The sequence below is a fragment of the Bacillus sp. CIS52 genome, assembly GCF_053545315.1.
In genome coordinates this window covers 1,600,643-1,624,896 of record NZ_JBIUFR010000001.1, presented here as the reverse complement: position 1 = coordinate 1,624,896, position 24,254 = coordinate 1,600,643, and the positions used below count along the sequence as shown (strand labels likewise).

Sequence of the window (24,254 nt, the reverse complement as noted above, 5' to 3'; positions counted from 1 at the left end):
TCGGCTGCTCAGGCCATATCATTTTCTCAAGCGCCGGCGTTGTTAATACCCATTTTTACTTTGCTGTTTGAACTTTTTGTTTTCTGGGAAAAATGGTGTTAGAAGAAAAGGTTGGCATTTTGGTCAGCGTTTTGTTTGACCTTTATTGACCAAAAATGTATCATGTAAATACATACTTACCTAAAAGGTGAAGGAGGAGCATTATGAATTTAATACCTACAGTCATTGAACAAACGAACCGCGGAGAAAGAGCTTATGACATTTACTCCCGTCTTTTGAAGGACCGTATTATCATGCTTGGATCTGCGATTGATGACAACGTTGCGAACTCCATCGTGTCACAGCTTTTATTCCTTGAAGCGGAAGACCCTGAAAAAGATATTTCCATTTACATTAACAGCCCTGGCGGATCAATCACTGCCGGTATGGCAATCTACGATACAATGCAGTTCATTAAACCGAAAGTATCTACAATCTGCATCGGGATGGCCGCTTCTATGGGAGCATTTTTACTTGCAGCCGGTGAAAAAGGCAAACGTTACGCGCTTCCTAACAGTGAAGTCATGATTCACCAGCCGCTTGGCGGAGCGCAAGGACAGGCGACAGAAATTGAAATCGCGGCAAAACGCATTCTCTTGCTTCGCGATAAATTAAACAAAGTGCTTGCTGAACGTACCGGCCAGCCGCTTGAAGTGATCGAGCGCGATACAGACCGCGACAACTTCAAATCAGCTGATGAAGCTTTAGAATACGGCTTAATCGATAAAGTGCTGACACGCAATACGGAAGACCAGAAGTAATATCCTGCCTGCAAGAGAGTCTCAAACTCTTGCAGGTTTTTTTATGTTCTATCTTCATTCAAAAAAGTAATGAATGCTTTGACGACAGACAATTCTAACGCTGAAGAATCATACATAAGCCACGTATCACGTATCACAGGCTCGTTATTTTTATAAGACAGCGCCAATGTGTATAATTCATCAGAAGGCTGAAGACAGATTTCCGGCACAACAGAATAACCGAGACCGTTTTTCACCATCTCTTTACAGGTTTCCTGCCTGTCTACCTCCATTGCAATGAAAGGCGGCTCAGAAAATTGATTATTCCACCATTTTTGAATCAGACTTTTCAAAGAAGCATCAGTTTGATAATAAATCATCGGCAATTTGGGCAAGTCCTCACTGTTGATTTCAGTTTTTGAAATAAGGTACAGCCTCTCTTCATTTAGCAGTTGTTTTTCCCCTTGCCAATCATAATTTCCCCTCATAATCCCAAGGTGCACGCCGGAATGATGAAGCAGATCCATCACCTTCGCACTCCATCCCGTATTGACGTGGAATTGAACAGACGGATACTGATCAGAAAACCGTTTTAGAATCGCCGGGAGCTTATACTGAGCAAAATTGCTTGAGACTCCTAATCTGAGAACCCCGCTGACTTCATGGCTCATATTGAGCATATCATCCTTCATTTTTCTGAATTCCTGCAGCATCTCTTTCGAATATTCAACCAGATATTCACCTTCTGAAGTGAATTCCATCCCTTTTTTTCTTTTATAAAAGAGGCGCACTCCGAATTGCGATTCCAAGTTTTTGAGCCGGTAACTTAATGCCGGCTGTGTCATATATAACCGCTCTGCCGCCTTCGTCATATTTTTTTCCTCGAATAATGTAATGAGTACAGCCCAATCCTTTTCATCCATATAAAATCCCCCAAAATATTTTTCTGCTATAAAATTTTCTCCTGTTATAAAAGTTTTTTATTCAACTTTATAAAAATTATATGTTTTACTTATAATCCTTATTTATCATACGATATTTTCCAAAGGGACCGGTACCTTTTTATCCACACAAAATGATGTAAGGATGAGACAGCATGGAAAAAGTTCCTGTAACCGTCATGAGAGGCGGCACCAGCAAAGGCGTTTTTATTCTTCAAAAAGACATGCCAGACGATACAAACCTATGGAGCGATTTTCTTTTAGACATTATGGGGAGCCCTGACGAGAGACAAATTGACGGTCTCGGCGGCGGACATTCCCTCACAAGCAAGGCAGCCATTATTAAGAAATCCGCCAGAAAAGACGCAGATGTTGAGTATACATTTGCGCAAGTCAGTCTGACTGACAAATTTACCGACTTCAAAGGCAATTGCGGAAATATCTCTTCTGCCGTAGGCCCTTATGCTATTGAGAAAGGGCTCGTTCAGGCTGAAGAGCCGGTGACAACAGTCAGAATTTTAAACACAAACACTCAAAAAGTGATCGCAGCAGAAGTTGAAGTCAAAAACGGAACATTTCATTATCAGGGAGACTGCTCGATTCCGGGAGTTCCAGGTACAGCTTCTCCTATTTATCTTTCATTTCACCAGGCTGAAGGGGCGGTGACCGGAAAACTGTTTCCGACCGGTCAGCCTATTGATGTTCTCGATACACCGTATGGGAATATCTCCGTATCGATTATTGATTACGCCAATCCGCTTGTCTTTGTAAAAGCAGAGGACGCGGGGCTTACCGGCATAGAACTTCCGGACGAATATACTCCGGATATATTGGAAAAGCTCGAAATAATCCGATCAATTGCAGCCGAGAAATGCAGATTCGCTCCGAGACATGAGGCTTCGGCAAAATCACCGGCCGTACCAAAACTGACTTTAATCTCATCCCCAGCGGATTATATTGATACAAAAGGGATAAAGAGACACGCTCATGAAATGGACCTTGTCATTCGTATGATGTCCATGCAAAAACCGCATCAAGCTTTAGCCATTACAGGGGCGGTATGCACGACCGCCGGCATGTTATTGGAGGATACGATATTATCTGAATTTTCATTCTCCGGAAAAACAATCCGATTAGGGCATCCAAGCGGCATTTTAAAAACCGAAGCAGATGCCGATCCGGACGGAACAACGATTAAAGTAGTACGCACAGCAAGAAAAATCTCTGAAGGCTATGTGTTTACTAAGCAAAGTTACAACATGAATACGCTGAATCACATTGGTTAATACAAGCCCCCAGACAAGTCAAAGATAAACGGAGGAATACGAGATGATCAATGTAAACGCGTCTAATCGACTGAACAGACTGCCTTTTTCAAGGGCTCATCAAGCGGTGCTCGTTATCCTTTCATTCGCTTACTTTTTTGATTTTATTGATTTAAATACGTTTTCATATGCGGCGCCTTCACTTTTAAAGGAATGGAACATATCCACTCATACCATCGCTTTTATTACGTCTGTCTCCTATTTCGGAATGTTTATCGGCGCCTCTGCCGGAGGATGGTTTTCAGACCGTTTCGGAAGGAAAAAAGGTTTAATTCTGGTTGTCACCTTTTTCTCTTCCTTCTCCCTCCTCTCTTCTCTGGCTTGGAACCCAGAAATACTCGGTGTTTTTAGATTTCTTACGAGTTTAGGTATCGGCGCCACAACGATTGTGGCAAGTACGTATATCAGCGAATTTTTCCCCTCCGCAGCCAAGGGAAAATACCAGGCAATCTGTATTACGATAGGCATATGCGGAATTCCTGCAGCCGGCTGGGTGGCTAAATTGGTCGTGCCGTCCGCCTCTTACGGCTGGCGGTTTATCTTTCTATTCGGCGCAGTCGGTATTTTTTTTCCGCTGATCGCCAGAAAACTGGAAGAATCACCAAAATGGCTGGATACGAAAGGAAAAAGCGAACAGGCACACCGCATTCTGCTTGAGCTTGAAGCAAAAATAGAAAAAGAAAAGGGTGAACTGCCTGAACCGGCTCCGGCTCTAAAAAGCAGAAAAACCGCTGTAAAATCCGTTCCATATCGGACGTTATTTCAAAAGCCTTTAGCAGGAAGAACTTTGGTTTTAATGACGATGTGGGCAGCTTCCACGATTGCCATTCAAGGCTTTGGCACGTGGGTTCCCACCCTTTTGGTGAAAGAAGGCGTATCAATGGATGAGTCTATCGTATACGTCACTCTGGGAACGATCGGTGCCCCGCTTGGCGCTCTCATTGCGTCGCAAATCTCTGACCGTGTAGATCGAAAGTGGGCCATTTCTGTTTTATCGTTCATTATTATGGCGCTTGGATTCATTTACGGCATCAATCCTTTGCCGATGGTCATTGTCATATGCGGATTTCTCATGCATATGTTTGAGCGTACGTTCAGTTCAATCGCATATGCTTATACGCCGGAATTATATCCGGTTGAAGCCAGGGCGTCTGGAAATGGCCTCACTTACGGCGTGGGACGTCTTGCGAATGTAGCCGGTCCCTTTGTCGTCAGTTTCCTGTATTCAGGCTACGGATTTTTAAGTGTCTTCTTGTTCTTTACAGGCTGCTGGCTCCTTTGTGCACTGACAGTCGGTATTTTTGGAATCGGGTCAAAAAAACAAAAGATGCAGCAGGATGATTTCATATCGGAAGACACATTTGCGCAGCAAAAGTTGTAAACGCATACACCTCAAAACGCAAAACATCCATCTCCTCAGAGGAAATGGATGTTCTTCTTTCAATCCCAACCGCAGTCTCTTTCTCATCTTATTCTCATACACATGTCTTATCCTTAAGAAAGGCGTGATACGCATGAGGCGGAGAAAACGGTTTTTCCCCGGGAAGAAAAGGTATTTTATGGGCGGAGAACTTTCCGATCAGAATGGTTTAGATGCAACCGCCGAACCATCTTCCTACAGAGCAGTTGATGCCGAAACATATTTCAGACCCTCTTGTCTGCCTGTCCTGAACACAGCAATTGAAAGTTCCTTTTTTAACCCTTATATTGACAGGCCTTGGAAAAGCATTCATCTGCCCCAATCCCTCACTTTGGCTCCTGAAAAAACGGTCTTACATTATTTTAGTGTTTTACGTGAAGCCGAAAATCTTACGGACGAAAAAGCCGGGGGGTGCGGTACAGTCGGCCAGGCCCGCATTCCTTTTCCGCTTGCCTATGCCTTTTTCTCTCCGGCCTGCCGTAAGAAACATTCCTACAAAGCTTTTCTTGCCTCATTTGAAGGTATTGGCCAGACCCACCTGATCAAATTGAATCAGCTTGAAGGCTTGCGCTATTTCGTTGAGATCGAAACCATTCAAGGTTCAAATCAAAACGTCACATTTTTCGCTTATTATCACGGTATTGTCCGGTTGGAAAAACACAATGGCCGGTTTCTGATCGGCCGAATAACTTGGTATGGTGAAGATTTTTTGTGTGCCGCTTACCATTTGTGGCAGCACAATGCAGAAACCAGCCTTGATATCAAATTTGGCAGCTGGTGCAAGCTTATTAAAAAAAGGTGGCCTGTCCGGCAGAATGGTTATGTCAAAACAATTGATTTTGACGGAACAGACGGCGGTCATTACCGTTTTGTCTATTTTCAGCTCACAAATGGTACAGACGTGTTAGCCAAACAGCTGAGAAAAAACAGCTCCGGGCAATGGGAGCTGATTCATCTTGATGCTGACGACTGCTTATAGAATCTTCCTTACAATTCCCGCCATTTCTTATCTAAAATCGGGTATGTATACCGATTCATCTGTTCAATCAGCTCATCTGGGCGGGAGGAGCTGTGGATCAGCTTCAAATGAGATTCATTCGAAAATCCTTCCTGAATGCTGTATTTGACCATCTTCATCATCGGCTCAAAATAACCGTTCACATTGTAAAGTCCGATTGGTTTTTGATGAATGCCGATTTGCGCCCAGCACAGCACTTCAAATAACTCTTCATAAGTTCCGAAGCCGCCTGGCATGGCAATGTACCCGTCGGCAAGTTCACTCATTTTCGCTTTCCGTTCATGCATGCCGCTGACTTCAATCAGCTCCGTCAGATTTTGGTGAACAATCTCTCCGCTGAACAATCCGCTCGGCATGACGCCGACAGCTTTTCCGCCGCCTGCCATTAACGCGTCGGCAACGGTTCCCATCAGACCGACCCGTGAACCGCCGTAAACAAGGGCGATTCCCTGCTCCGCCATATATTCACCGAGTTCGGCCGCTTTGCGTTTGTATTCTTCATTTACCCCCGGATTTGATCCCGCAAATACACAAATCGTTTTCATTTTTTCATCTCCGCATCTATATATGTACATCAATAAATCAAAATACACTATATATTGTCCCATCTCTATATGATAATATCAATAAGAATCATACAGGACATAAGGAGTGTTTCACATGCAGATCGCTGAAACAGAACAATGGCTGAAAGACTTTTACGAAAAAAGAGGATGGACGGCGTACGGACCATTTATCAGAATCGGCTTTTTAATGGAAGAAGCGGGTGAGCTCGCCCGGGCGGTAAGAGCATATGAAATCGGCAGGGACCGGCCGGATGAAAAGGACGCGACCCAGTCAGAACGCAGGCAGGAGCTGATGGAAGAAATGGGTGACGTCCTCGGAAACCTCGCCATCCTCGCCGATAAGTACGGAATCACTTTAGAAGATGCGATGAGAGCCCATCAGGAAAAACTGATTAAACGTTTTGAAACCGAATAAAAACACGGCCTGTCCGCTTTTTCATGGACAGGCCGCACCTGAATTTATCCCGTTATCTCGTCCTGATGCTCAAAGAAGTGCTGTTTTCCGATTTTATGAAACAGCCCCGTCTTTCGGATCAGCTCCCTCGGCTGAGACTGCAATCCGACGATCATCAATCTGCCGTTATGGCGTTTGATCCGGTTCATGACATTCCCCAGAACCGCTTCTGCGGAAGTATCCATGTAATGCACATTATTCATCAGCAGGATAAGCGTTTTCGGCTTTTCCTGAAGCCTCTCCAGCAATGATGATTCCAATGAATCAATCGAACCGAAAAACAGCGGCCCTTCAATGGAATATGTGCTGACGGACGAATCGTTTTTAACCGATTTGACGGCGGCATGCGGTGTTTTGACGCTTGTCGATTCGCTCATTTTTCTGATAAAGAAAACAAAAGCGAGCACGAGACCGGCAGACACGCCGATGATTAAATCAAACAGAACCGTCAGTAAAAAGGTTGCCGCCAGTACGAATGAATCAGTGTTTTTCAGCCGCATCATATTGGCGACTTCCCTCCGTTCACTCATGTTCCAAGCCACAACCATCAATACCGGCGCCATGCTTGCCAGCGGTACGTGAACGGCAAGCGGGGCGAAGACGAGCAGGACGAGGAGGACGGTGACTCCGTGAACAACACCGGAAATCGGAGAAACTGCGCCGTTTTTAATATTTGTTGCGGTCCGCGCAATCGCTCCCGTTGCCGGTATGCCGCCGAAAAGCGGCGCGGCCATATTGGCGATGCCCTGCCCGACAAGCTCCCTATTGCTGTCATGCCGTGATCCCTTCATATTATCCGCGACCATTGCCGATAATATGGATTCAAGCCCGCCGAGAAGCGCAATGATCAGAGCCGACGGAAACATCATTATCATGTTATCAATTGAGAAATCAGGAAGCTGAAAAGCCGGAAGCTGCCGCGGAATCTCTCCGTAAGCAGAACCGATTGTCGCCATCTTGTCAGGGAAAAACACGACCGCCGCGGCTGTAGATACAAGCAGCGCCACAAGCGCACCCGGAATCTTCGGCATCAGCCTGGCTGATAACAGCAAAATGGCCAAAGCAATTCCCGCGATCAAAATGCTGTACAAATTAAAGGTTCCGATCTTTTTGCCGATCTCCGCAATGTTAAGGATAAAGCTTTCATGCTTTTGAATATCGCGCAGACCGAGAAAATGGGCGATCTGCTCTGAGAAAATCAGCACCGCGATTCCGGCCGTAAATCCGACGATCACCGGCTTCGGCACGAATTTCATAATCTTCCCGAGCTTAAATACGCCGAACAGGACGAGCATCACGCCTGCCATGAAACCGGCGACAAGTAAATTCTCAAAACCATACTGCATCACAATGGCAAATAAAATGGGAACAAACGCCCCCGTAGGCCCTCCGATCTGATATTTAGAGCCGCCCAACAGCGAAATCAGAATTCCGGCCACAATAACGGTATAAAGCCCGTATTCCGGACCGACCCCGGAGGCGATGGCAAAGGCCATGCCCAAAGGAATTGCTACAATTCCGACGACAATTCCTGCGACCAAGTCTTTCTGAAATTTCTGCAAATTGTATCCATGATATCTGCCGGAAAATTGCATGGTCAGCTGCATCCCCCTTTGACTGTTTCATAACCGTCAACCACAACATCCAGCGTCCCCGTCCCCGGATCAATCACCAGCCCGTGCACCGGCACCTCTTCAGGCAGGAGCGGATGGTGCCTGACCATATTCACGCTGTGAGCCACGCTTTCTTCGACGCTGTGAAAACCGGACAGCCATGTCTCCAAATCGACTCCCGCATGCTGCAAAAGGCTGAGACATTTCTCCTCCACGCCGCGCTCTTTTGCTTTATTTAATATGGAAGCCGCATTCAATCCCGACATCCCGCACTCGCGGTGACCTACGATGCAGACTTCCTCAGCCTGCAGTTCATAAACGGCAACCAAAATACTCCGCATGACACTTCCAAATGGGTGAGAAACAATGGCTCCCGCGTTTTTTATGATTTTGGCATCGCCGTTTCTGAGTCCCATCGCCTGCGGCAGAAGCTCCGTCAGCCTTGTATCCATACAGGATACGATGACAAGCTTTTTTTTCGGGAATTTTGTCGTTTGGTAAGGTTCATATTTCCTTTCTTGGACAAACTGCTGGTTGTGCTCCAAAATGCTTGATAAAGAAACCATTTTTCTAATCATCTCCCATCCGATTGTATTGCAAGCCTTCTTACCCAGCTTACAGTAAGGAATTATAGCACAGAAAAAGGCCTCAAAAGCGCTTTCAAAAAAAGACACGATAATTTAACTGTAAATTCAGATTATATTCATTTATATCTTTCAAAAATAATAAAATTTATCTTTATACAAACCTATAAAGCTTTTGAAAACAGCGGTCCCGCGCTTTTGCCTTTAGAAATATAGGCGGATTCTGTTATGGATTGGAGAAATCACACATGTATATCTCTTCTTCTTTTCATTTTGGGTTCAAAAGAACCAGAAATTAACCGAATGCGTTTGAATATTTCTCACTTTACCGCTTCTCTTATATAATAAAATAGAGATGAAAGACAAAGGAGGAGAAGCCCCGTTGAAACCATATGTATTCATCGCAAAACCGATACCGCCGGAAGTCGAACAAATGATAGGCGAGCATTGCCGCTATGACATCTGGAAAGAAGATACCATTTCAAAAGAAGAATTGTACGAGAAAATGAAGGATGCTGAAGGGCTGCTGACATCCGGAACGGCGATTGACAGTGATTTGCTGGATCACGCGCCGAAACTGAAAGTCGTCAGCAACAATTCGGTCGGCTACGATAATTTTAATATAGAAGAAATGAAAAGACGCGGGGTCGTCGGCACACATACGCCGTACACCTTGGATGACACGGTCGCTGATCTGGCTTTTTCATTAATCCTGTCTTCCGCCAGACGGGTTGCCGAATTGGATCGATTCGTCCGGGCCGGCAAATGGGGAACTGTTGAGGAAGAATCCCTTTTCGGTATGGATGTCCACCATCAGACATTAGGCATTATCGGCATGGGCAGAATCGGTGAACAAGCAGCCAAACGAGCAAAATTCGGCTTCGATATGGACGTGTTATACTATAACCGCAATAGAAAACCGGATGCTGAGAAAGAGCTCGGCGTTACATATGCCGACTTAGATACACTGCTGAAAACGTCAGACTTTGTGCTTTTAATTACGCCGCTTACTGACGAAACATATCATATGATAGGAGAACGGGAATTTAAAATGATGAAAGATACGGCATTTTTCGTCAATATTTCCCGGGGAAAGACGGTTGATGAAAAAGCGCTCATCCGCGCATTGCAGGAGGGCTGGATAAAAGGCGCCGGTTTAGATGTATTTGAAAAAGAGCCGATCGGTGAAGACAATCCGCTCCTCCAGCTGGAAAACGTCACATTGCTTCCGCATATCGGTTCAGCAACGGCTAAAATCCGTTTGAATATGTTCAAGCAAGCCGCCCAAAACATGATTGACGCCGTATACGGAAAAACACCAAAAAACCTCACGAAAGAATTTCAATGAGAGGAAAAATCCCGGTTGGTTCAGCCGGGGTTTATTTTTCGCTGGATCAAAAGTACTATTTTTAAATTCTATCTATTCCTTTCTTTCGATGCTGATACAATAAAAAGGAATCAGCTTCACATGATGAAAAATGGGAGGTATTGCTTTGAAAAAACGTTTATCATGGATTTCCGTATGTTTACTGGTGCTTTTCTCGGCGGCGGGGATACTGTTTTCAACGAATGCCAAGACGGAAACACCGTCTCACAAGGCACACACAGAAGCACAGGTTATCAACACATTTGATGGGGTTGCGGATTATCTTCTGACATATCACAAACTTCCTGATAATTACATTACAAAATCAGAGGCACAGGCCCTCGGCTGGGTAGCATCAAAAGGGAACCTTGCAGACGTCGCTCCGGGAAAAAGCATCGGCGGAGACATCTTCTCAAACAGGGAAGGCAAACTCCCGGCCAAAAGCGGGCGGACGTGGCGTGAAGCGGATATTAACTATACATCAGGCTTCAGAAATTCAGACCGGATTCTTTACTCAAGCGACTGGCTGATTTATAAGACGACAGATCATTATAAAACCTTTACGAAAATCAGATAAACCGAAACAAAAAACGGCTTCCCTGCGGGAGGCCGTTTTTTTCTGCAGGAAATCTGCAGGCTTTACATAAAATGAGTATTAAACTTTTCTTCAAACTCTGATCGGTCTATTCTGCTGTTTTCCGCTGTGCCATCGTGTTTTTTTATTGTTATATTGCGTTCAGACAGAACCATGTGCCCTTCCGGTGTCCGCTTAGAAGCAAGCAGGCGTTTGTTGAAAGGAGAGCGTTCATGTTCAAAGATTGTTTGTTTCATAGACTTGAGGTCCTTTTCATCGATTTCTTCAAGCGAAAATGCGTAACCTGTCTGCCAGCCGTCCCCTTTGTTCATTTCAAGCATGTATGTCCCGAATTCCGTCTCTTCTATCCTCACGCGGAACGCGCCGGCCGCTGATACCATCTCGTCTCCCGACATCGGCACAGGCTGCATGGCGAGATTGAGGCCGAAGCCTGCATCAGCGATGTACTCACTCCCCCCGGCGGAAAGAAGTACGGCCGCATGTGTGCCGGGCAGCGCCCAGCCGTTTTTCCAAACCGTTCCGCGGATCAATTTGACATCAAATCCGGCATCTTTCAGTATGAAATAAAGCAGTCCATTCAAGTCATAACAAAGGCCGCCATGAGGTTCCTTCACCATGTGCCGCCACAGTCCTTCTTTCGTGACGTCATATTCTTTTTTGGACAAAACCGCGCGATTTTCAAACGGAAACCGATACGCGAGTGCCTTTAAAAACTCCGGCAGGTTGCTGAAATCGAGGGAATCCTTTTCCCAGCCTATCGTTTGATAACAATCTTTCAGAAACTCATTCATCGTTCCGTCCCCCTTACAAAGTGTTTACACTTCTTCCTGCACATAAGCGGACAGCTTCTCCAGCGCTTCCTTTTCATCGTCGCCTTCAGCGATCAGAGTGACTTCCGTCCCCGTGCTGACCGCCAGACTCATTAATCCCATAATGCTTTTGGCATTCACTTTCTTGCCGTTTTTCTCAAGAAACACATCTGATGCAAAACGATTTGCCTCCTGTACAAACAATGCAGCGGGACGCGCCTGCAATCCCGTCTTTAAACGCACTTCCACTTTCTCCTGAACCATAAGATCTCCCCTTTTCTGTACGGTTATTTCAAAGTGATGCTTTGTCCTGTACGCAGCTGTTCTGCAATTTCATCGAGCTTTCTCAGCCTGTGATTGATGCCGGATTTGCTGATTTTCCCGCTTGCAACCATTTCCCCAAGTTCTTTCAGCGTGACTTCCTGATAATCAATCCGCAGCTGCGCAATTTCGCGAAGCTTTTCCGGCAGCGCTTCAAGACCGATCCGTTCATCAATGTATTTAATATTTTCCACCTGTCTGAGCGAAGCCCCGATGGTTTTGTTTAAGTTTGCTGTTTCACAATTGACGAGGCGGTTCACCGAATTTCTCATATCTCTGACAATCCGCACATCTTCAAAGCGCAGCAGTGAATTGTGGGCGCCGATGACATTCAGAAATTCAGTGATTTTTTCCGCCTCTTTTAAGTACGTAATATAGCCTTTTTTCCGTTCAAGCGTTTTGCTGTTCAGGTGGAATTCATTCAGCAGCGCGCATAATGAATCGTTATGTTCCTTATAAAGCGAGAAGATTTCCAAGTGGTATGACGATGTTTCAGGATTATTCACGGATCCCCCCGCCAAAAACGCCCCTCTCATATAAGAACGTTTGCAGCAGCGTTTCGCCACCAGTTCCTCAGAAATATTCCGCTCGAATACAAAGTTCTCCCCGAGGATTTTCAATTCCTCCAAAATCAGCTTTGCATTTTCAGAAAAGCGTACAATATAAACATTGTTTTTTTTCAGCCGCATTTTTTTTCTGACTAACAGTTCGACCGATACATCATATTGTTTCTTCAGCAATGTATAAATGCGGCGCGCAATCGCCGCATTTTCGGTTTGAACGTCAAGCACGAGATGGCGGTTTGAAAATGACAATGAACCGTTCATCCGAATCAGCGCGGACAGCTCCGCCTTGGCGCAGCAGTCCTTCACTTCCAGATTCGTCAGTTCTTTTTTGGTTTCCGATGCAAATGACATATTAGCCACCTCATTTCAAAAGACCTCTAGTCCCTTAATAAATCGACGAGAAGAGAAGCCACTTTATGTGTATCGTGACGGATTACGCCATTTTTATACGTGATAATCTGGTCTCTGATCACTTCAAGCCCCATGGCTTTCAGCTTTTCAACGTTAAATTCAACGGGCCGGGCCAGCTCTTTCGCATATTTGCTTTTGATTTCGTCAGGGATATCTTCATTATTGATTAAAATCGTATCGATAAACGGCTGCTCCATATGATCGTTCAGCGCCTTAACATGGTCGGCCGCGCTGTATTGAAGCGTTTCGCCGGGCTGCGTCATGACATTGCAGATATATACTTTTTTGGCCGCAGCCTTGACGACTTCCTCTCCGATTTTCGGCACGAGCAGGTTCGGGAGAATGCTTGTATACAGGCTTCCCGGGCCGATAATGATTAAGTCGGCCTGGCGGATCACGTCAATCGTCTCCGGCAGCGGATCAATTTTTTCAGGCGTAAGGAACACCCGTTTAATGCGCTGGCCGTAAGAAGGAATGGTCGATTCTCCGGAGACGACCTGCCCGTCCTCCATTTCGGCATGAAGAACGACGCTGGTGTTGGCAGCCGGCAATACTCTGCCGCGGACATTCAGCACTTTGCTCATTTCGGTGACAGCGTGAAAGAAATCACCGGTTATATTCGTCATCGCTGCCAAAATCAAATTGCCGAGCGAATGTCCGGTTAAGTCGCTTCCTTTGTTGAAACGGTGCTGAAACAGGTTTTCAACGAGCGGCTCAACATCTGACAAAGCAGCCAGTACGTTACGGATGTCACCCGGCGGCGGAATTTGAAGTTCATCCCGCAGACGGCCTGAACTTCCGCCGTCATCGGCAACGGTCACAATCGCCGTAATATCAACGGGCTTATGCTTTAATCCGCGGAGCAGCACGGACAAACCCGTTCCGCCTCCGAAGATTGCGATTTTCGGCTTCTTATTCATTTCCGGCTTCTCTTTTCAATGTCCCGGTGAGTAACATGAGTATAGAAATCCTTTTTAAAGTAATCAGCCAGATACTCAGCGAGTGTAACAGAGCGGTGCTGGCCGCCCGTACAGCCGATCGCGATGACAAGCTGGCTTTTTCCTTCCCGCTTATAAGACGGAAGCATAAAGCCGAGCAGATCAACAAGCTTTTCGATAAACTTTTGTGTTTCATTCCACTTCATCACATAAGATGAGACTTCCTCATCTTTCCCCGTAAGCGGCCTCATGCTTTCAATGTAGAACGGATTCGGCAGAAACCTTACATCAAACACGAGATCGGCATCTATCGGAAGACCGTATTTGAAACCAAATGACATCACGTTCACTGTAAAGGTCTCACCTTGGTTCGTGGCGAAATGCGCCACGATTTTTTCACGCAGATCACGCGGTTTCATATCCGACGTGTCATAGATCAGCTGAGAGCGCCCTTTCAATTCTTCAAGCAGCTGGCGCTCCAGTGCGATTCCTTCGAGAGGAAGCCCGGTAGCGGCCAGCGGATGAGAACGTCTCGTTTCTTTGTATCTCGTCACAAGGATGGAATCCTTCGCATCTAAAAAGAGAATGCGCGGTGTAATCCACGGATTTTCCGCCATTTCATCCAGCGCCTCAATCAGCCTGTCAAAAAATTCACGTCCCCGCAGATCCATGACAAGCGCGACCTTGCTCATTTTTGAACTTGATTCTTTCATCAGTTCCAAAAATTTCGGCAGCAAGGAAGGCGGCAGATTGTCGACGCAAAAATAGCCGAGATCCTCAAAGCTTTGAATGGCGACGGTTTTCCCCGCTCCAGACATTCCCGTTATAATGACGAGCTGAATATCATGATTTTCATTCACACTCATCTTTCTCCCCCCTGAGGTCTTTCTTTTATTTGATAAGCTGCGGATCTAAACGATAGCTGAGCAGCTCGAAGTCCGGCGTATACGTAAAGGTGCCGTGCAAAAGCCCTTGGCCCTTGATCATAAAATCAAGGATATGTCCGTCTCCGGGTGCCATCGGAAGGCTGTGGATATCTTTCACGTCATGCCACTTCAGAATGCCTTCCTCTGATTCAGCGACATTCCGCCCCGTGTAGGAATCGGCGACAAAAGTAAACATCATCCACTCTGACACGATTTGTTCCTGTTCCTTAATAATAAAGGTAAACACGCCTTTTAACTGCGGATTTAATATATAAATTCCCGTCTCTTCTCTGTACTCTCTGATGACGGAATCTCTGACTGATTCACCGCTCTCCATCTTCCCGCCGGGCGCGACCCACCAGCCCCGTCTCGGCTTTTGGAGAAGGAGAACCTGATCATCTGACTGCAGCACACAATTTGTCACTCTTTGCACAAGTACGTCACCTAACCTTCTCAACAAATCATCGTCTCTTCATTATACCGTTTCGGCATGTCTCTCACAATGCAGAGACACCGACATCCTTTTCTTTTATTTGACAGAAAACAAAAATTTACAAAAAAAGGGCACGGATACTGGAATCCGTGCCAAGGTGTATTCATATAAAAAGGGGGTCAATTACTACATTCATCTTAAAACATCAGTATTTCACCCGTGTTACAGCGGAATTAAAAGCCAGTAACGATTCAAAAACTGAACATTACAGCGATTATTTAACGGTTTTGAGCGTCTCCTGAAGCTCTTCCACATAATGCTGAACGCTTTGGGCCGCAATACTTCCGTCACCTGTCGCCGTAACGATCTGGCGGAGTGATTTTTCACGGATGTCTCCCGCAGCGAAAATGCCGGGAACTTTCGTTTCCATTTGATCATTTGTTTCAATGTAGCCTTCTTCATTTGTGATGCCCAAGTTTTCGAACGGTTTAGAAAGCGGAAGCATGCCGATATAAATAAAGACGCCGTCAGCTTTGAATTCTTCCTCTTCTCCCGTCACAGTATCCACAAGTGTCAGTCTGCCGACTTTTCCGTTTTCTTCATGGATTTCTTTTACGGTTTTATTCCATTCGAAATCAATTTTGTCATTGTCAAAGGCACGCGCCTGAAGAATGCTTTGCGCACGCAATTTATCACGTCTGTGAACGATGGTGACTTTTGAAGCGAAGCGTGTCAGATAGACGCCTTCTTCCACAGCCGAGTCTCCGCCGCCGACTACGACAAGCTCTTTATTTTTAAAGAATGCGCCGTCACATACCGCACAGTACGATACGCCGCGGCCGCCAAGTTCTTTTTCCCCGGGAACGCCGATCTTTTTGTATTCCGCTCCGGCAGAAATGACGATGGCGCGCGCTTTATATTCTTTTGAACCGGCTTTGACCGTTTTATATTCTTTACCGTCGACAATTTCTTTAATATCGCCGTATGCATATTCCGCACCGAATTTTTTCGCATGTTCAAACATTTTATTAGAAAGTTCAGGGCCGAGAATGCTTTCAAAACCCGGATAGTTTTCAACATCCTCTGTATTAGCCATCTGGCCGCCCGGAATTCCTCTTTCGATCATTAATGTGGATAAGTTCGCTCGTGATGTGTAAACGGCAGCGGTCATCCCCGCCGGACCCGCGCCGATAATGATCACATCATAAATTTTTTCTTCTGACACCATGATTCACTCCTTTTCGAAATGGGGCGCACCCTATATGAATAAGAATCCCCATCAATCGTATTCCTTACCCATATCCTATAAAATCTGAGGGCGATTCGCTATTTTTTTGCTCATTTTTCTGAGAAAACGTGATTAGGCATCTCCTGAGCGGGTATACAAATAAAGAAAGAGCCTTCCGGGATGGAAGGCCCTTGTCTTATTCATTATTGCACGACACGTCTTACATTGCCGTTGAATACTTTTTTCCAGTAAGGGTTGCTCATAGAATCGATGGATACACCATGAGATGTATTATCGTTCAGGAATGTCCCGTTACCTAAGTAGATGCCGACGTGGCCGTTTGTTTTATACGTATCGAAGAATACTAAGTCTCCGCGTTTCATGTCAGACGCGCTGACTGCTTTACCTCTTCCGATTAGCGTATCTGTGCTTGTGCCGCTTACAGGTCCGAGGTTAACGCCTGCGTTAGCATAAGCCCAGCGTACAAATGAAGAGCAGTCAAAGATACGGTTGTTAATATCAGATTGTGTGCGTCCGCCGCCGAACTTGTACGGAGATTGACCCACAAGGCTTGATCCTACGCTGATCGCGCCTTCAATACCGCCTGAATTTGAGATAACAGATCCGCCGTCAGAATCATCTGAACCGCCGCTGTTATGAGATGAGCCGCCTGAAGTGCCCGATTTGCTTGAGCTGTCAGATGAATCAGATGATGTTGAAACAGCCGCTTTTTTCACAGTTTTAACCGCTGCCGGCTGGCTGTCATCTGTTTGGTTTTGGTCTTCAGAGGCTTTTTGCGCTTCTTCCTGCTTTTTGATCAGGGCAGCCGCTGCAGCCTGCTCAGCTTTAATGCGCTTCTGTTCTTTTTCAGTGTCAGCTTTTGCGTTTGCAAGCTGTGACGCTTCTTTTTTCAGATCAGAGATAGCGGCAGCCGCTTTTTTCTGACCGTTTTTCGCTTCGTCGAAAAGCTTGTCTTTCTGATCAAGCTGTTTGTTCAGGTCTTTTTGCATAGACTCTAGCTTCGCAAGGTCGTCCTGGACTTTTTTCAGCTTCACGTTAAGCTCAGCTTCCGCATCTTCGAGTTTCGCTTTATCCTGCTCCTGCTGTTTGATCAGGTCTTTATCCGCATCAACGATAGAAGATACCGCAGTCGCACGTGAAATGAAGTCCCCGAAGCTTGTCGCCCCTAAAAGAACATCTATGTATCCTTGAGAACCGCCGTTTTCCTGTAAAGAACGAACGCGTTTTTTCAGGATTTCATTGCGTTTTTCAATACGCGCTTCTGTTTCTTTGATTTCTTTTTTCAAATCAGCGATGCGCTTTTTCGTTTTTTCATTTTCAGCTTTTTTATCTTCAATTTTATTACTTGTATCCAACGCTTTTGCGTTAATGTCTTTCAGTTCTTTTTCAATCTTAGCCTGCTTGTCCTGAAGTTTAGACAATTCCTTTTCTTTTGCATCAAGGCTTGAAGCCACCTCAGATTGCTTGCTTTCGATTTTTGCTTTTTTGCTGTCTAATGTTTCCGCCGATGCAGTTTTTGTAAATGGGATCAAAAAACTGCTTGTCCCGATGACGGAAGCCAAACCAAGTGTTAATAAACTCTTTTTCACTTTTTCTTTCCTCCCTTTTACTTTAAACCTGTTCTCATTTGGAATTCTATTATGAACATCAAAGTTACGCTTCCTCACATACCCGTGAGGCTGATGATTTTTATGTATGAATCTTTTAATCTTTTAAATTGGTATAGATTATACAGCACATGTAAAATAAACTAATCTCTTATGTACGAGAATCATTATACCATCATGTTTCGACAATTTTTATTACAGTTATATTTCAATGTGATTGCAAATCTCATATTTTGCAAAATAAACGGTGCTGGCGGCCTGATTTCGGTTCAAAAAGCAAAAAAAAGACGTATAAAAATCTCTTTTTCCGGCAGTAAAGTTCTGTTTTGCCCCTTTCTGATAAAAAAAGAACCGACTCTTTATATAGAAAGAATCGGTTTTATTCTAATATATCATCTATTTGTCTGATGTATTTTGACAGTGTTGCCGGAGATACACCGTAAACGGCGGCCGTATCTTTTTTTGTCGTTTTTTCGCCGTTCGCTTCTTTCCATACGTATGCGATGGCTGCGGCCCATGCCCGCTCATTCTGTACGGCAGCGGCGGCGCGGATGTGCTGAATGACGTGAAAAACCCAGCAGCTCATGACGTCAGTCTTTAAACTGCCGGCATCCGCTTTCTCCAGCAGCTTGACCGTCCGATACGTAAACAAAGCATCATGAGAAACGCCTGAAGCGCCTTCTTCACCGGAAAGCAGCAGTCTGACGAAGTCTTGTTCAAACGGTGAAGCAGCGCGTTTTGCCGTCAGAACTTTTTCAAGCTGGTTTCGCTCTCCTTCAGCGCTGCTGATATAATAGGCGGCGAGCCGCTGTTCAAGTGCAGCAGGCAGAGGTTCCTGCCGTTCTGCCCAAGGCGCGGACCGGTCTGATTCGGGAAATTCGGTTTCGGCCTTTCTCCAAATGGTTTCGGCAAATTCTGTGCGGCCTGTCCCGTAGGCTGAGGCGGCCAGCCAGTAATAAAACGTGTCGTCGCCTTCAAACCCGCTTTTGTAGAGAGACCGGAGCCATTTATAGCCGAGATCATGTCTGCCGACAAGCGCCAGCGTCGCCCCCAGCTTGTAGCGCTGTTCGAATAAAATCGGATACACATTGGAGAGCCTTTCGCTCAATTCCCCGACTTTTTCATCTTCTCTCTCGTAATAGCAGAATACCAGGTAGTTGCACAAGGCATGGAGATTGCCTTCATTTTTCTCAAGCACTTCGAATACCGTCTGTTTCGCTTTTGTGACATTGCCTGAGTAAAAGTAAGCGAGCGCAAGGTTGTTGTACGCGGACCAAAGCTCGGGATAATCGGCTGTAATCTCTTCAAGCATGACAACCGCTTCATGAAGCTGGCCGCTCTCAAGAAGCGTTTTTGCCCGGTCCTGCCTGATCAGCAATTCATCCTGGTCATAGAGCGATTCGTTTTCACCCGCTTCACCGAAATCCAAAAGCTCCATCAGATTTTCTATCTCTTCGCTGAATTCTCCGTCCGGTTCGGCATCTGAATAAGCCGCGGCTTCTTTGTATGCTTCCTGAAAGAGCCCCAAATGCGCGAAATTGTTCGCTTTAAAGTAATGACACTCGGGCATTTCTTCTTTCAGGTTCACCATAATAAAGTCGAACAGCTCATTTGACTGCTGGTAGTGGCCCATTTCAGAATAAATGACGGCCAGCCGGGACAGCATTTCGGAATCATTCGGCTCGAGGTGAACGGCCCTCTGAATCAGTTTGCTGGCCCGTTTTAAATTCCGCTCTTTATATGCTTTTAAGCCTTTATGAAAAAAATATTGTCCATCCTGAAGCAGCTGGACAATTTGTGCGTGCTTTTTATGTTCAGAAGTGTGTTTTCCCACAAATATCCTCCGTTTTATACGTATTACCGTCAGTAGTATACCATAAAACGGTTTCGCCTCAATAGTTCAAAAGACAGAATCAGCTTCGTTTTTTACTGGCTGGTTCGACCAGATTTTAGCTGTTTTTTTCATGCGGATCGGCAGGAAGGGTGACGCGGAAAAGGGTTCCTTCGCCGCGCTTGCTTTCTACCTCTATCGCACCGCCGTGCAGCTCGGCGATTTTTTTGGCGATGGACAGGCCGAGGCCGCTGCCCCCTGCGTTTCTCGCCTTATCCGCTTTATAAAACCGTTCAAATACGCGCTCCGCCTGCTCAGGCTCCATTCCGATTCCGTTGTCGGCGATTTCGACAGCCGCCGACTCCGGCAAATCAACAATTTTAACGGATATACGGCCTCCCTCACCGGTAAACTTCACGGCATTGTGAATCAGATTCATCCATACTTGGCTGAGCAGCGCCTCATCTCCGTACACATACGACTCCTGTAAATCGATGAGAAATTCAATCTGTTTGGCGGACCACTCAGGCTCACAGGTCAATATAGTACGCCGCAGCTGTTTGTCAATGCGAAACGGTTTTTTTTGAATCGGTTCGGTTTGGCGTTCGAGTGCAGTGAGCTTCAGCAGATTTTCACTGATTTTGGATAAGCGTTCTGTTTCTGTCTCGATGATGTGTAAGTAGCGCCCCCGCTCCTCATATGATAAATCCGGTTTTTTCAGGAGGTGCGCGTACCCCTTTAATGAAGTAAGCGGGGTTTGGATTTCATGGGAAACATTCGAAATAAATTCTTGTTTCAGTTTTTCCATTTCGCTCAGTTCCGCGGCAAGTGTCGACAGTTCATCAGCCAATTTTGTCACGGGGTGGTCCCGTTCAACCTTCTCCATTTTCCTGGAGGCGGCTGCGGTGAAGTTGCCGCTCGACATTTGCTTGATCGTGGCGGTCAGCGAATCCCAGATCGCATGATGTCTTTCACGTGCTGACTTTGAAAAAATAAACATCGTGACAAACAGCAGGCCGAAAACAAGCCAAAGCGTGAGAATCTGCTGGACGTAGGGCACAAGCAAAATCGGCCATATGAGACCGAATCCCTGAACGATCAGGTGGGCCGCGAGCCATAAGAATGCGGTGACGGTGAGAAGGATGATGATTCTTCCAGCCGTTCTGAAGATCCGTTTCACCCTGTCACCACAAACCGATAGCCGAGCCCCCGCACCGTATGAATGGCAAAAGGATAGTCTTTTTCCGGAAACCGTTCTCTCAGCCTTTTAATATGCACGTCAACCGTCCGCTCATCACCTTCATAATCAAAGCCCCAAATATCTTCTATTAAATGTTCTCTAGAAAACGTCTTATTCGGGTAACTGGCGAGCTTGAATAAAAGCTCAAATTCGCGCCGGGGCAGCGTCATTCCCGCTCCGCCGCCGCGCGTTACGGTGCGGGATTGCTTATCTAATGTGACCGTTCCGACGGTCAGCAGTTTTTCAGCGGTGATCCGGTACCGTTTCAGCAATGCTTTGACCCTCGCTTCAAGCTCAAGCGGCTCAAACGGTTTGACGAGATAATCGTCCGCTCCGGAAGTAAAACCTTGCACTTTGTCCAGTGTTTCGCCTTTTGCCGTCAGCATCAAAATCGGAATATCCGTAAAGCTGCGGACGGCTTCACTGACTTCAAACCCGTCCATTTTCGGCATCATCACATCCAGTATGACAAGATCAACAGGTGTTGATTCTATCAGCCGCACCGCCGCTTCTCCGTCTTCAGCTTCTGCGACGTCAAAGCCGCTCTGCTCCATCATAAGGCGGACAAGCTCACGGATATGGCGGTCATCATCCGCAACCAATATGACAGCCATAAAAATCCCTCCTTCTGATTTTTTCACTCATCATCTTTTAATGAATCGACATGATTTTTATAAGCCGTCTGATCTTTTCATTATCTCCTGTATCGACATACACTTTTTTTGTATGGCGGATCATCTCCTCCGTCACTTCTTTCATTACGCCTTTTTCAGAAGACTCCCAGCGCAAAGGAACATTGTATACCTGAATGGTGCCGTCGCCGTTGCTGCTGTAAGTGACCGCCCCATCAACTAAACGGGAACCGGCTAACTGAGTAACATCTTCCGGATAGCGGGCGCTCGTACGATCGTCAGGATTGACGAGTGCTCCGGCCGGAATGCGGCGAACGTTCAATTCATCTATCAGCTGATTTTCCCCAAGCTGCAGCCAGACGCGGGCATATTCAATTTGCAGAGGAGAATAATCTGCCGCGATGCTGTCTGGTTCGCTTTTGTCCGCAGAGATGTGATGTGAATCTTTGTTTACAGCTTCGTTTTTTTCTGCCGGTGATGCTGTTTCAGTCTTGTTTATGCTGCTTCCCCCGGCCGGACTTGAAGAATGGGCCGGCTCTTCGTCGTTACCGCCCGTACACCCGGCAGTCATGAATACGAGCAGCACGGCAGCGTGACAATAAAAAATCGTTGTGCGTTTTTTCATGATTTAACCCCCGCTTCCAATGAATAGGATTCCGGCTGCAAAATAAAAAGCAGCTTTTTCAGCTGCTTTCTATTCCTAAAGTCTTGCTTTACACAGCTTTGTTTTCTAAATCGGCATTCAGCTTCAGCTGCTGTTCCGCAAAATCGCGGTACAGCGCATGGGATGCCATTAATTCATGGTGTGTGCCCCGTCCGGTGATTTCCCCCTGTTCAACAAAGAGAAGCTGATCTGCATCCACAACCGTGGATAAACGGTGGGCAATCACAATGGTGGTGCGCCCTTCCATTAAGACTTCGAGCGCCTGCTGCACCCATTTTTCAGATTGGCTGTCCAGACTGGATGTCGCTTCATCAAGCATCAGAATACTCGGATTGCGGAGAAGTGCTCTGGCAATGGCAATGCGCTGGCGCTGTCCGCCTGAAAGCATAATCCCCCGTTCACCGACCTCGGTTTCAAATTTCTTCGGTAAGTCTTCAATAAATTGCAGGGCGTAGGCCATGTCAGCCGCTTGTCTCAGTTCCTCATCAGTCACCTCGCGTTTTAATCCATAGCAGATATTATCGCGGATGGTGCCTGACATTAACGGGCTTTCTTGCGACACGTAGCCGATATGCTCCCGCCATGATTCAAGAGAATACGCATCAATCGGTTCGTTTCCGAGCAAGATGCTGCCGGCCGTCGGATTGTAGAATCGTTCCAGTAGCTTAAATAACGTTGTTTTCCCGCCGCCGCTCGGTCCGACAATCGCGGTGACTTTGCCGGCATCAATCGTTGCCGTAATGTCTTTTAAGATGGTTTGATCTTTTTTGTAGCCGAATGAGACTTGTTCAAGCTTAATCGGCTGATCTGCGTTTTCAATGATTTTTCCGGTTTGGATATCTTCTTCTTTTTCTGCAAGAATGTGAATCATCCGTTCCGTTGCGCCGACGGATTTTTGAAGCTGTGTAAAAAATGAAGTGATCTGGCCCATCGGCATAATGATCTGAAACAAATACAGAATAAAGGCAACGAGCGCGCCGGCTGTCAGTTCACCGGATGACACCTGCATTCCGCCGTACCCGATGACAGCGACCAGCGCCGCCATTAATACAAGTGTAATGAGCGGGCCTACGAGCGACTGCACCTTCGCTTCACGCAGACCGAGTTTAAAGAGCGCCATGATGCCGGCTTTTCCGCGGCCGTATTCCGCTTCTTCAGCGTTTGAGGCTTTCACAAGTCTGATTTCCGGAAGGATGTGGTTTAATAATCCGGTGAATCTCGCCGTCTCATCCTGTGTCTCCCGAGAAATTTTAAACATTTTCCGGCCGATCGGCACTAAAATAACCGCAGCCAGCGGCACGACGATCAGCACGAGCAATGTGAGCTTCCAGTTCATGAAAAATAAGATCGTCAGTGACCCGATAACGGAAATGATTCCGGTAATAAATCCGCTGATATTGTTGGTGATCAGCTCTTTTACCACCATCGTGTCATTGGTGACACGGCTGATCGTTTCTCCCGTGGCGTTTTTGTCAAAATAAGAGACAGGCAGTTTAATTAACTTCTGCCACAACAAATCACGCAGTCCCGAGATGATTTTCTGGCCGCTGTAGTTCAGGGCGTAGGTGGCGTAGGCGCTTAATGCAGCCTGTACGATAAACACGGCTGCGATGATTCCGATCTGCACGCCTGACAGCGACGACATGGAAAAGCCGTCGACGAGCTGCTTTGTCAACAGCGGAATCAGCAGGCTGACGAGCGTTGTCACAATACTGAGAGACAGCGCGAAGGCCAGCATTCCGTAGGATGGTTTTGTTTTTTTGACTAATGAAAAGAATGAGCTGAATTTCCCTTTAGGTTTTGGTTGTTTATTCGGCATATGTTTTCCTCCTATATCACTGTTTATACTATAACGGATGTGCATGAACGGAATATGAACAAAACGTATATTTTTGATAAAAACCAAAATAAACTCTATTAGTCAATATTATCAAATTCATCTGCCTCCGGTTGCAGAAATAAGGAA

The 24,254-nt window shown here is 46.1% G+C and carries 24 protein-coding genes; 7 read left to right on the top strand and 17 right to left on the bottom strand.

The annotated features are described in order from the left end of the window. The first annotated feature begins 203 nt into the window (after nt 1–203). Nucleotides 204–800 (top strand): ATP-dependent Clp endopeptidase proteolytic subunit ClpP, encoded by a 597-nt coding sequence (clpP, locus tag ACH32G_RS07850; RefSeq protein ID WP_003151513.1) that lies wholly within the window; start codon nt 204–206, stop codon nt 798–800. A gap of 41 nt (nt 801–841) precedes the next feature. Here clpP and ACH32G_RS07845 read toward each other — a convergent pair whose 3' ends face one another. After that, nucleotides 842–1,702 (bottom strand): LysR family transcriptional regulator, encoded by an 861-nt coding sequence (locus ACH32G_RS07845; RefSeq protein WP_188154410.1) that lies wholly within the window; start codon nt 1,700–1,702, stop codon nt 842–844. A 173-nt stretch (nt 1,703–1,875) separates the two neighbouring features. Here ACH32G_RS07845 and ACH32G_RS07840 point away from each other — a divergent pair, with 173 nt between their 5' ends. The 3 genes from ACH32G_RS07840 (at nt 1,876) to ACH32G_RS07830 (ending at nt 5,444) form a co-directional block, all read left to right on the top strand. Further along, complete coding sequence (locus ACH32G_RS07840) at nt 1,876–3,006, top strand: 2-methylaconitate cis-trans isomerase PrpF family protein (protein WP_099744154.1); 1,131 nt, start codon at nt 1,876–1,878, stop codon at nt 3,004–3,006. A gap of 43 nt (nt 3,007–3,049) precedes the next feature. Then, entirely contained in the window at nt 3,050–4,426 is a 1,377-nt protein-coding gene (locus tag ACH32G_RS07835) for an MFS transporter (protein ID WP_188154409.1), read from the top strand. A 178-nt stretch (nt 4,427–4,604) separates the two neighbouring features. Then, the gene (locus tag ACH32G_RS07830; protein ID WP_188154408.1) at nt 4,605–5,444 is read left to right on the top strand and encodes a hypothetical protein; all 840 of its coding nucleotides are present in this window, start codon (nt 4,605–4,607) and stop codon (nt 5,442–5,444) included. 8 nt (nt 5,445–5,452) lie between these two features. Here ACH32G_RS07830 and ACH32G_RS07825 read toward each other — a convergent pair whose 3' ends face one another. Next, the gene (locus tag ACH32G_RS07825) at nt 5,453–6,028 is read right to left on the bottom strand and encodes a TIGR00730 family Rossman fold protein (protein ID WP_047477263.1); all 576 of its coding nucleotides are present in this window, start codon (nt 6,026–6,028) and stop codon (nt 5,453–5,455) included. A gap of 115 nt (nt 6,029–6,143) precedes the next feature. Here ACH32G_RS07825 and ACH32G_RS07820 point away from each other — a divergent pair, with 115 nt between their 5' ends. Then, a complete protein-coding gene (locus ACH32G_RS07820; RefSeq protein ID WP_016937830.1) occupies nt 6,144–6,464 on the top strand; it encodes a MazG nucleotide pyrophosphohydrolase domain-containing protein in 321 nt (106 codons plus the stop codon). Nucleotides 6,465–6,508: 44 nt separating this feature from the next. Here ACH32G_RS07820 and ACH32G_RS07815 read toward each other — a convergent pair whose 3' ends face one another. Beyond that, nucleotides 6,509–8,098 (bottom strand): SulP family inorganic anion transporter, encoded by a 1,590-nt coding sequence (locus tag ACH32G_RS07815; protein ID WP_049627467.1) that lies wholly within the window; start codon nt 8,096–8,098, stop codon nt 6,509–6,511. Nucleotides 8,099–8,100: 2 nt separating this feature from the next. Beyond that, nucleotides 8,101–8,691, bottom strand: a complete 591-nt coding sequence (locus tag ACH32G_RS07810; protein WP_095241440.1) for a beta-class carbonic anhydrase — start codon at nt 8,689–8,691, stop codon at nt 8,101–8,103. 364 nt (nt 8,692–9,055) lie between these two features. Here ACH32G_RS07810 and ACH32G_RS07805 point away from each other — a divergent pair, with 364 nt between their 5' ends. Together ACH32G_RS07805 and ACH32G_RS07800 are read left to right on the top strand one after the other, a co-directional pair. Further along, nucleotides 9,056–10,048, top strand: coding sequence for a 2-hydroxyacid dehydrogenase (locus ACH32G_RS07805; protein WP_366969815.1), 993 nt, complete (start codon nt 9,056–9,058; stop codon nt 10,046–10,048). A gap of 130 nt (nt 10,049–10,178) precedes the next feature. Then, nucleotides 10,179–10,643 carry a ribonuclease gene (locus ACH32G_RS07800; RefSeq protein ID WP_016937826.1) on the top strand — a complete coding sequence of 155 codons (465 nt, stop codon included), beginning with the start codon at nt 10,179–10,181 and terminating at the stop codon, nt 10,641–10,643. Between the two features lie 62 nt (nt 10,644–10,705). Here the strand turns inward: ACH32G_RS07800 and ACH32G_RS07795 are convergent, their stop codons facing one another. The 13 genes from ACH32G_RS07795 to ACH32G_RS07735 all read right to left on the bottom strand — a co-directional run bounded on the left by ACH32G_RS07795 (nt 10,706) and on the right by ACH32G_RS07735 (nt 24,107). Further along, nucleotides 10,706–11,452, bottom strand: coding sequence for an arylamine N-acetyltransferase family protein (locus ACH32G_RS07795; protein ID WP_095241281.1), 747 nt, complete (start codon nt 11,450–11,452; stop codon nt 10,706–10,708). 24 nt (nt 11,453–11,476) lie between these two features. Next, nucleotides 11,477–11,734 (bottom strand): HPr family phosphocarrier protein, encoded by a 258-nt coding sequence (locus ACH32G_RS07790; RefSeq protein ID WP_012118534.1) that lies wholly within the window; start codon nt 11,732–11,734, stop codon nt 11,477–11,479. Nucleotides 11,735–11,757: 23 nt separating this feature from the next. After that, nucleotides 11,758–12,708 carry a DNA-binding protein WhiA gene (whiA, locus tag ACH32G_RS07785; RefSeq protein WP_007407421.1) on the bottom strand — a complete coding sequence of 317 codons (951 nt, stop codon included), beginning with the start codon at nt 12,706–12,708 and terminating at the stop codon, nt 11,758–11,760. A 26-nt stretch (nt 12,709–12,734) separates the two neighbouring features. Next, nucleotides 12,735–13,688 carry a gluconeogenesis factor YvcK family protein gene (locus ACH32G_RS07780; protein WP_013353725.1) on the bottom strand — a complete coding sequence of 318 codons (954 nt, stop codon included), beginning with the start codon at nt 13,686–13,688 and terminating at the stop codon, nt 12,735–12,737. After that, nucleotides 13,685–14,572, bottom strand: a complete 888-nt coding sequence (gene rapZ, locus ACH32G_RS07775) for an RNase adapter RapZ (RefSeq protein WP_013353726.1) — start codon at nt 14,570–14,572, stop codon at nt 13,685–13,687. The genes ACH32G_RS07780 and rapZ overlap by 4 nt, the downstream gene beginning before the upstream one ends. Before the next feature lie 25 nt (nt 14,573–14,597). Continuing rightward, the gene (locus tag ACH32G_RS07770; protein WP_095241274.1) at nt 14,598–15,065 is read right to left on the bottom strand and encodes an 8-oxo-dGTP diphosphatase; all 468 of its coding nucleotides are present in this window, start codon (nt 15,063–15,065) and stop codon (nt 14,598–14,600) included. Nucleotides 15,066–15,339: 274 nt separating this feature from the next. After that, complete coding sequence (gene trxB, locus ACH32G_RS07765; RefSeq protein WP_029575303.1) at nt 15,340–16,290, bottom strand: thioredoxin-disulfide reductase; 951 nt, start codon at nt 16,288–16,290, stop codon at nt 15,340–15,342. A gap of 206 nt (nt 16,291–16,496) precedes the next feature. After that, nucleotides 16,497–17,903 (bottom strand): C40 family peptidase, encoded by a 1,407-nt coding sequence (locus ACH32G_RS07760; RefSeq protein WP_049627469.1) that lies wholly within the window; start codon nt 17,901–17,903, stop codon nt 16,497–16,499. Between the two features lie 397 nt (nt 17,904–18,300). Next, nucleotides 18,301–19,755 (bottom strand): tetratricopeptide repeat protein, encoded by a 1,455-nt coding sequence (locus tag ACH32G_RS07755; RefSeq protein WP_095241272.1) that lies wholly within the window; start codon nt 19,753–19,755, stop codon nt 18,301–18,303. A 115-nt stretch (nt 19,756–19,870) separates the two neighbouring features. Next, nucleotides 19,871–20,932 (bottom strand): sensor histidine kinase, encoded by a 1,062-nt coding sequence (locus tag ACH32G_RS07750; protein WP_448814174.1) that lies wholly within the window; start codon nt 20,930–20,932, stop codon nt 19,871–19,873. Beyond that, entirely contained in the window at nt 20,929–21,606 is a 678-nt protein-coding gene (locus ACH32G_RS07745; RefSeq protein WP_016937821.1) for a response regulator transcription factor, read from the bottom strand. The genes ACH32G_RS07750 and ACH32G_RS07745 overlap by 4 nt, the downstream gene beginning before the upstream one ends. A 37-nt stretch (nt 21,607–21,643) precedes the next feature. Beyond that, complete coding sequence (locus ACH32G_RS07740) at nt 21,644–22,249, bottom strand: hypothetical protein (RefSeq protein ID WP_016937820.1); 606 nt, start codon at nt 22,247–22,249, stop codon at nt 21,644–21,646. Between the two features lie 88 nt (nt 22,250–22,337). Then, nucleotides 22,338–24,107 carry an ABC transporter ATP-binding protein gene (locus ACH32G_RS07735; protein ID WP_016937819.1) on the bottom strand — a complete coding sequence of 590 codons (1,770 nt, stop codon included), beginning with the start codon at nt 24,105–24,107 and terminating at the stop codon, nt 22,338–22,340. Between the last annotated feature and the right edge of the window lie 147 nt (nt 24,108–24,254).

Excerpts from the sequence above, each read along its gene's own strand:
- ACH32G_RS07800 (WP_016937826.1), top strand. The coding sequence starts at position 10,179 with ATGGGAGGTATTGCTTTGAAAAAACGTTTATCATGGATTTCCGTATGT.
- whiA (WP_007407421.1), bottom strand. The coding sequence starts at position 12,708 with ATGTCATTTGCATCGGAAACCAAAAAAGAACTGACGAATCTGGAAGTG.
- clpP (WP_003151513.1), top strand. The coding sequence starts at position 204 with ATGAATTTAATACCTACAGTCATTGAACAAACGAACCGCGGAGAAAGA.
- rapZ (WP_013353726.1), bottom strand. The coding sequence starts at position 14,572 with ATGAGTGTGAATGAAAATCATGATATTCAGCTCGTCATTATAACGGGA.
- ACH32G_RS07805 (WP_366969815.1), top strand. The coding sequence starts at position 9,056 with ATGAAAGACAAAGGAGGAGAAGCCCCGTTGAAACCATATGTATTCATC.
- ACH32G_RS07795 (WP_095241281.1), bottom strand. The coding sequence starts at position 11,452 with ATGAATGAGTTTCTGAAAGATTGTTATCAAACGATAGGCTGGGAAAAG.
- ACH32G_RS07830 (WP_188154408.1), top strand. The coding sequence starts at position 4,605 with ATGGGCGGAGAACTTTCCGATCAGAATGGTTTAGATGCAACCGCCGAA.
- ACH32G_RS07835 (WP_188154409.1), top strand. The coding sequence starts at position 3,050 with ATGATCAATGTAAACGCGTCTAATCGACTGAACAGACTGCCTTTTTCA.
- ACH32G_RS07735 (WP_016937819.1), bottom strand. The coding sequence starts at position 24,107 with ATGCCGAATAAACAACCAAAACCTAAAGGGAAATTCAGCTCATTCTTT.
- ACH32G_RS07815 (WP_049627467.1), bottom strand. The coding sequence starts at position 8,098 with ATGCAATTTTCCGGCAGATATCATGGATACAATTTGCAGAAATTTCAG.
- ACH32G_RS07780 (WP_013353725.1), bottom strand. The coding sequence starts at position 13,688 with ATGAATAAGAAGCCGAAAATCGCAATCTTCGGAGGCGGAACGGGTTTG.
- ACH32G_RS07745 (WP_016937821.1), bottom strand. The coding sequence starts at position 21,606 with ATGGCTGTCATATTGGTTGCGGATGATGACCGCCATATCCGTGAGCTT.
- ACH32G_RS07820 (WP_016937830.1), top strand. The coding sequence starts at position 6,144 with ATGCAGATCGCTGAAACAGAACAATGGCTGAAAGACTTTTACGAAAAA.
- ACH32G_RS07790 (WP_012118534.1), bottom strand. The coding sequence starts at position 11,734 with ATGGTTCAGGAGAAAGTGGAAGTGCGTTTAAAGACGGGATTGCAGGCG.
- ACH32G_RS07845 (WP_188154410.1), bottom strand. The coding sequence starts at position 1,702 with ATGGATGAAAAGGATTGGGCTGTACTCATTACATTATTCGAGGAAAAA.
- ACH32G_RS07740 (WP_016937820.1), bottom strand. The coding sequence starts at position 22,249 with ATGAAAAAACGCACAACGATTTTTTATTGTCACGCTGCCGTGCTGCTC.
- ACH32G_RS07825 (WP_047477263.1), bottom strand. The coding sequence starts at position 6,028 with ATGAAAACGATTTGTGTATTTGCGGGATCAAATCCGGGGGTAAATGAA.
- ACH32G_RS07840 (WP_099744154.1), top strand. The coding sequence starts at position 1,876 with ATGGAAAAAGTTCCTGTAACCGTCATGAGAGGCGGCACCAGCAAAGGC.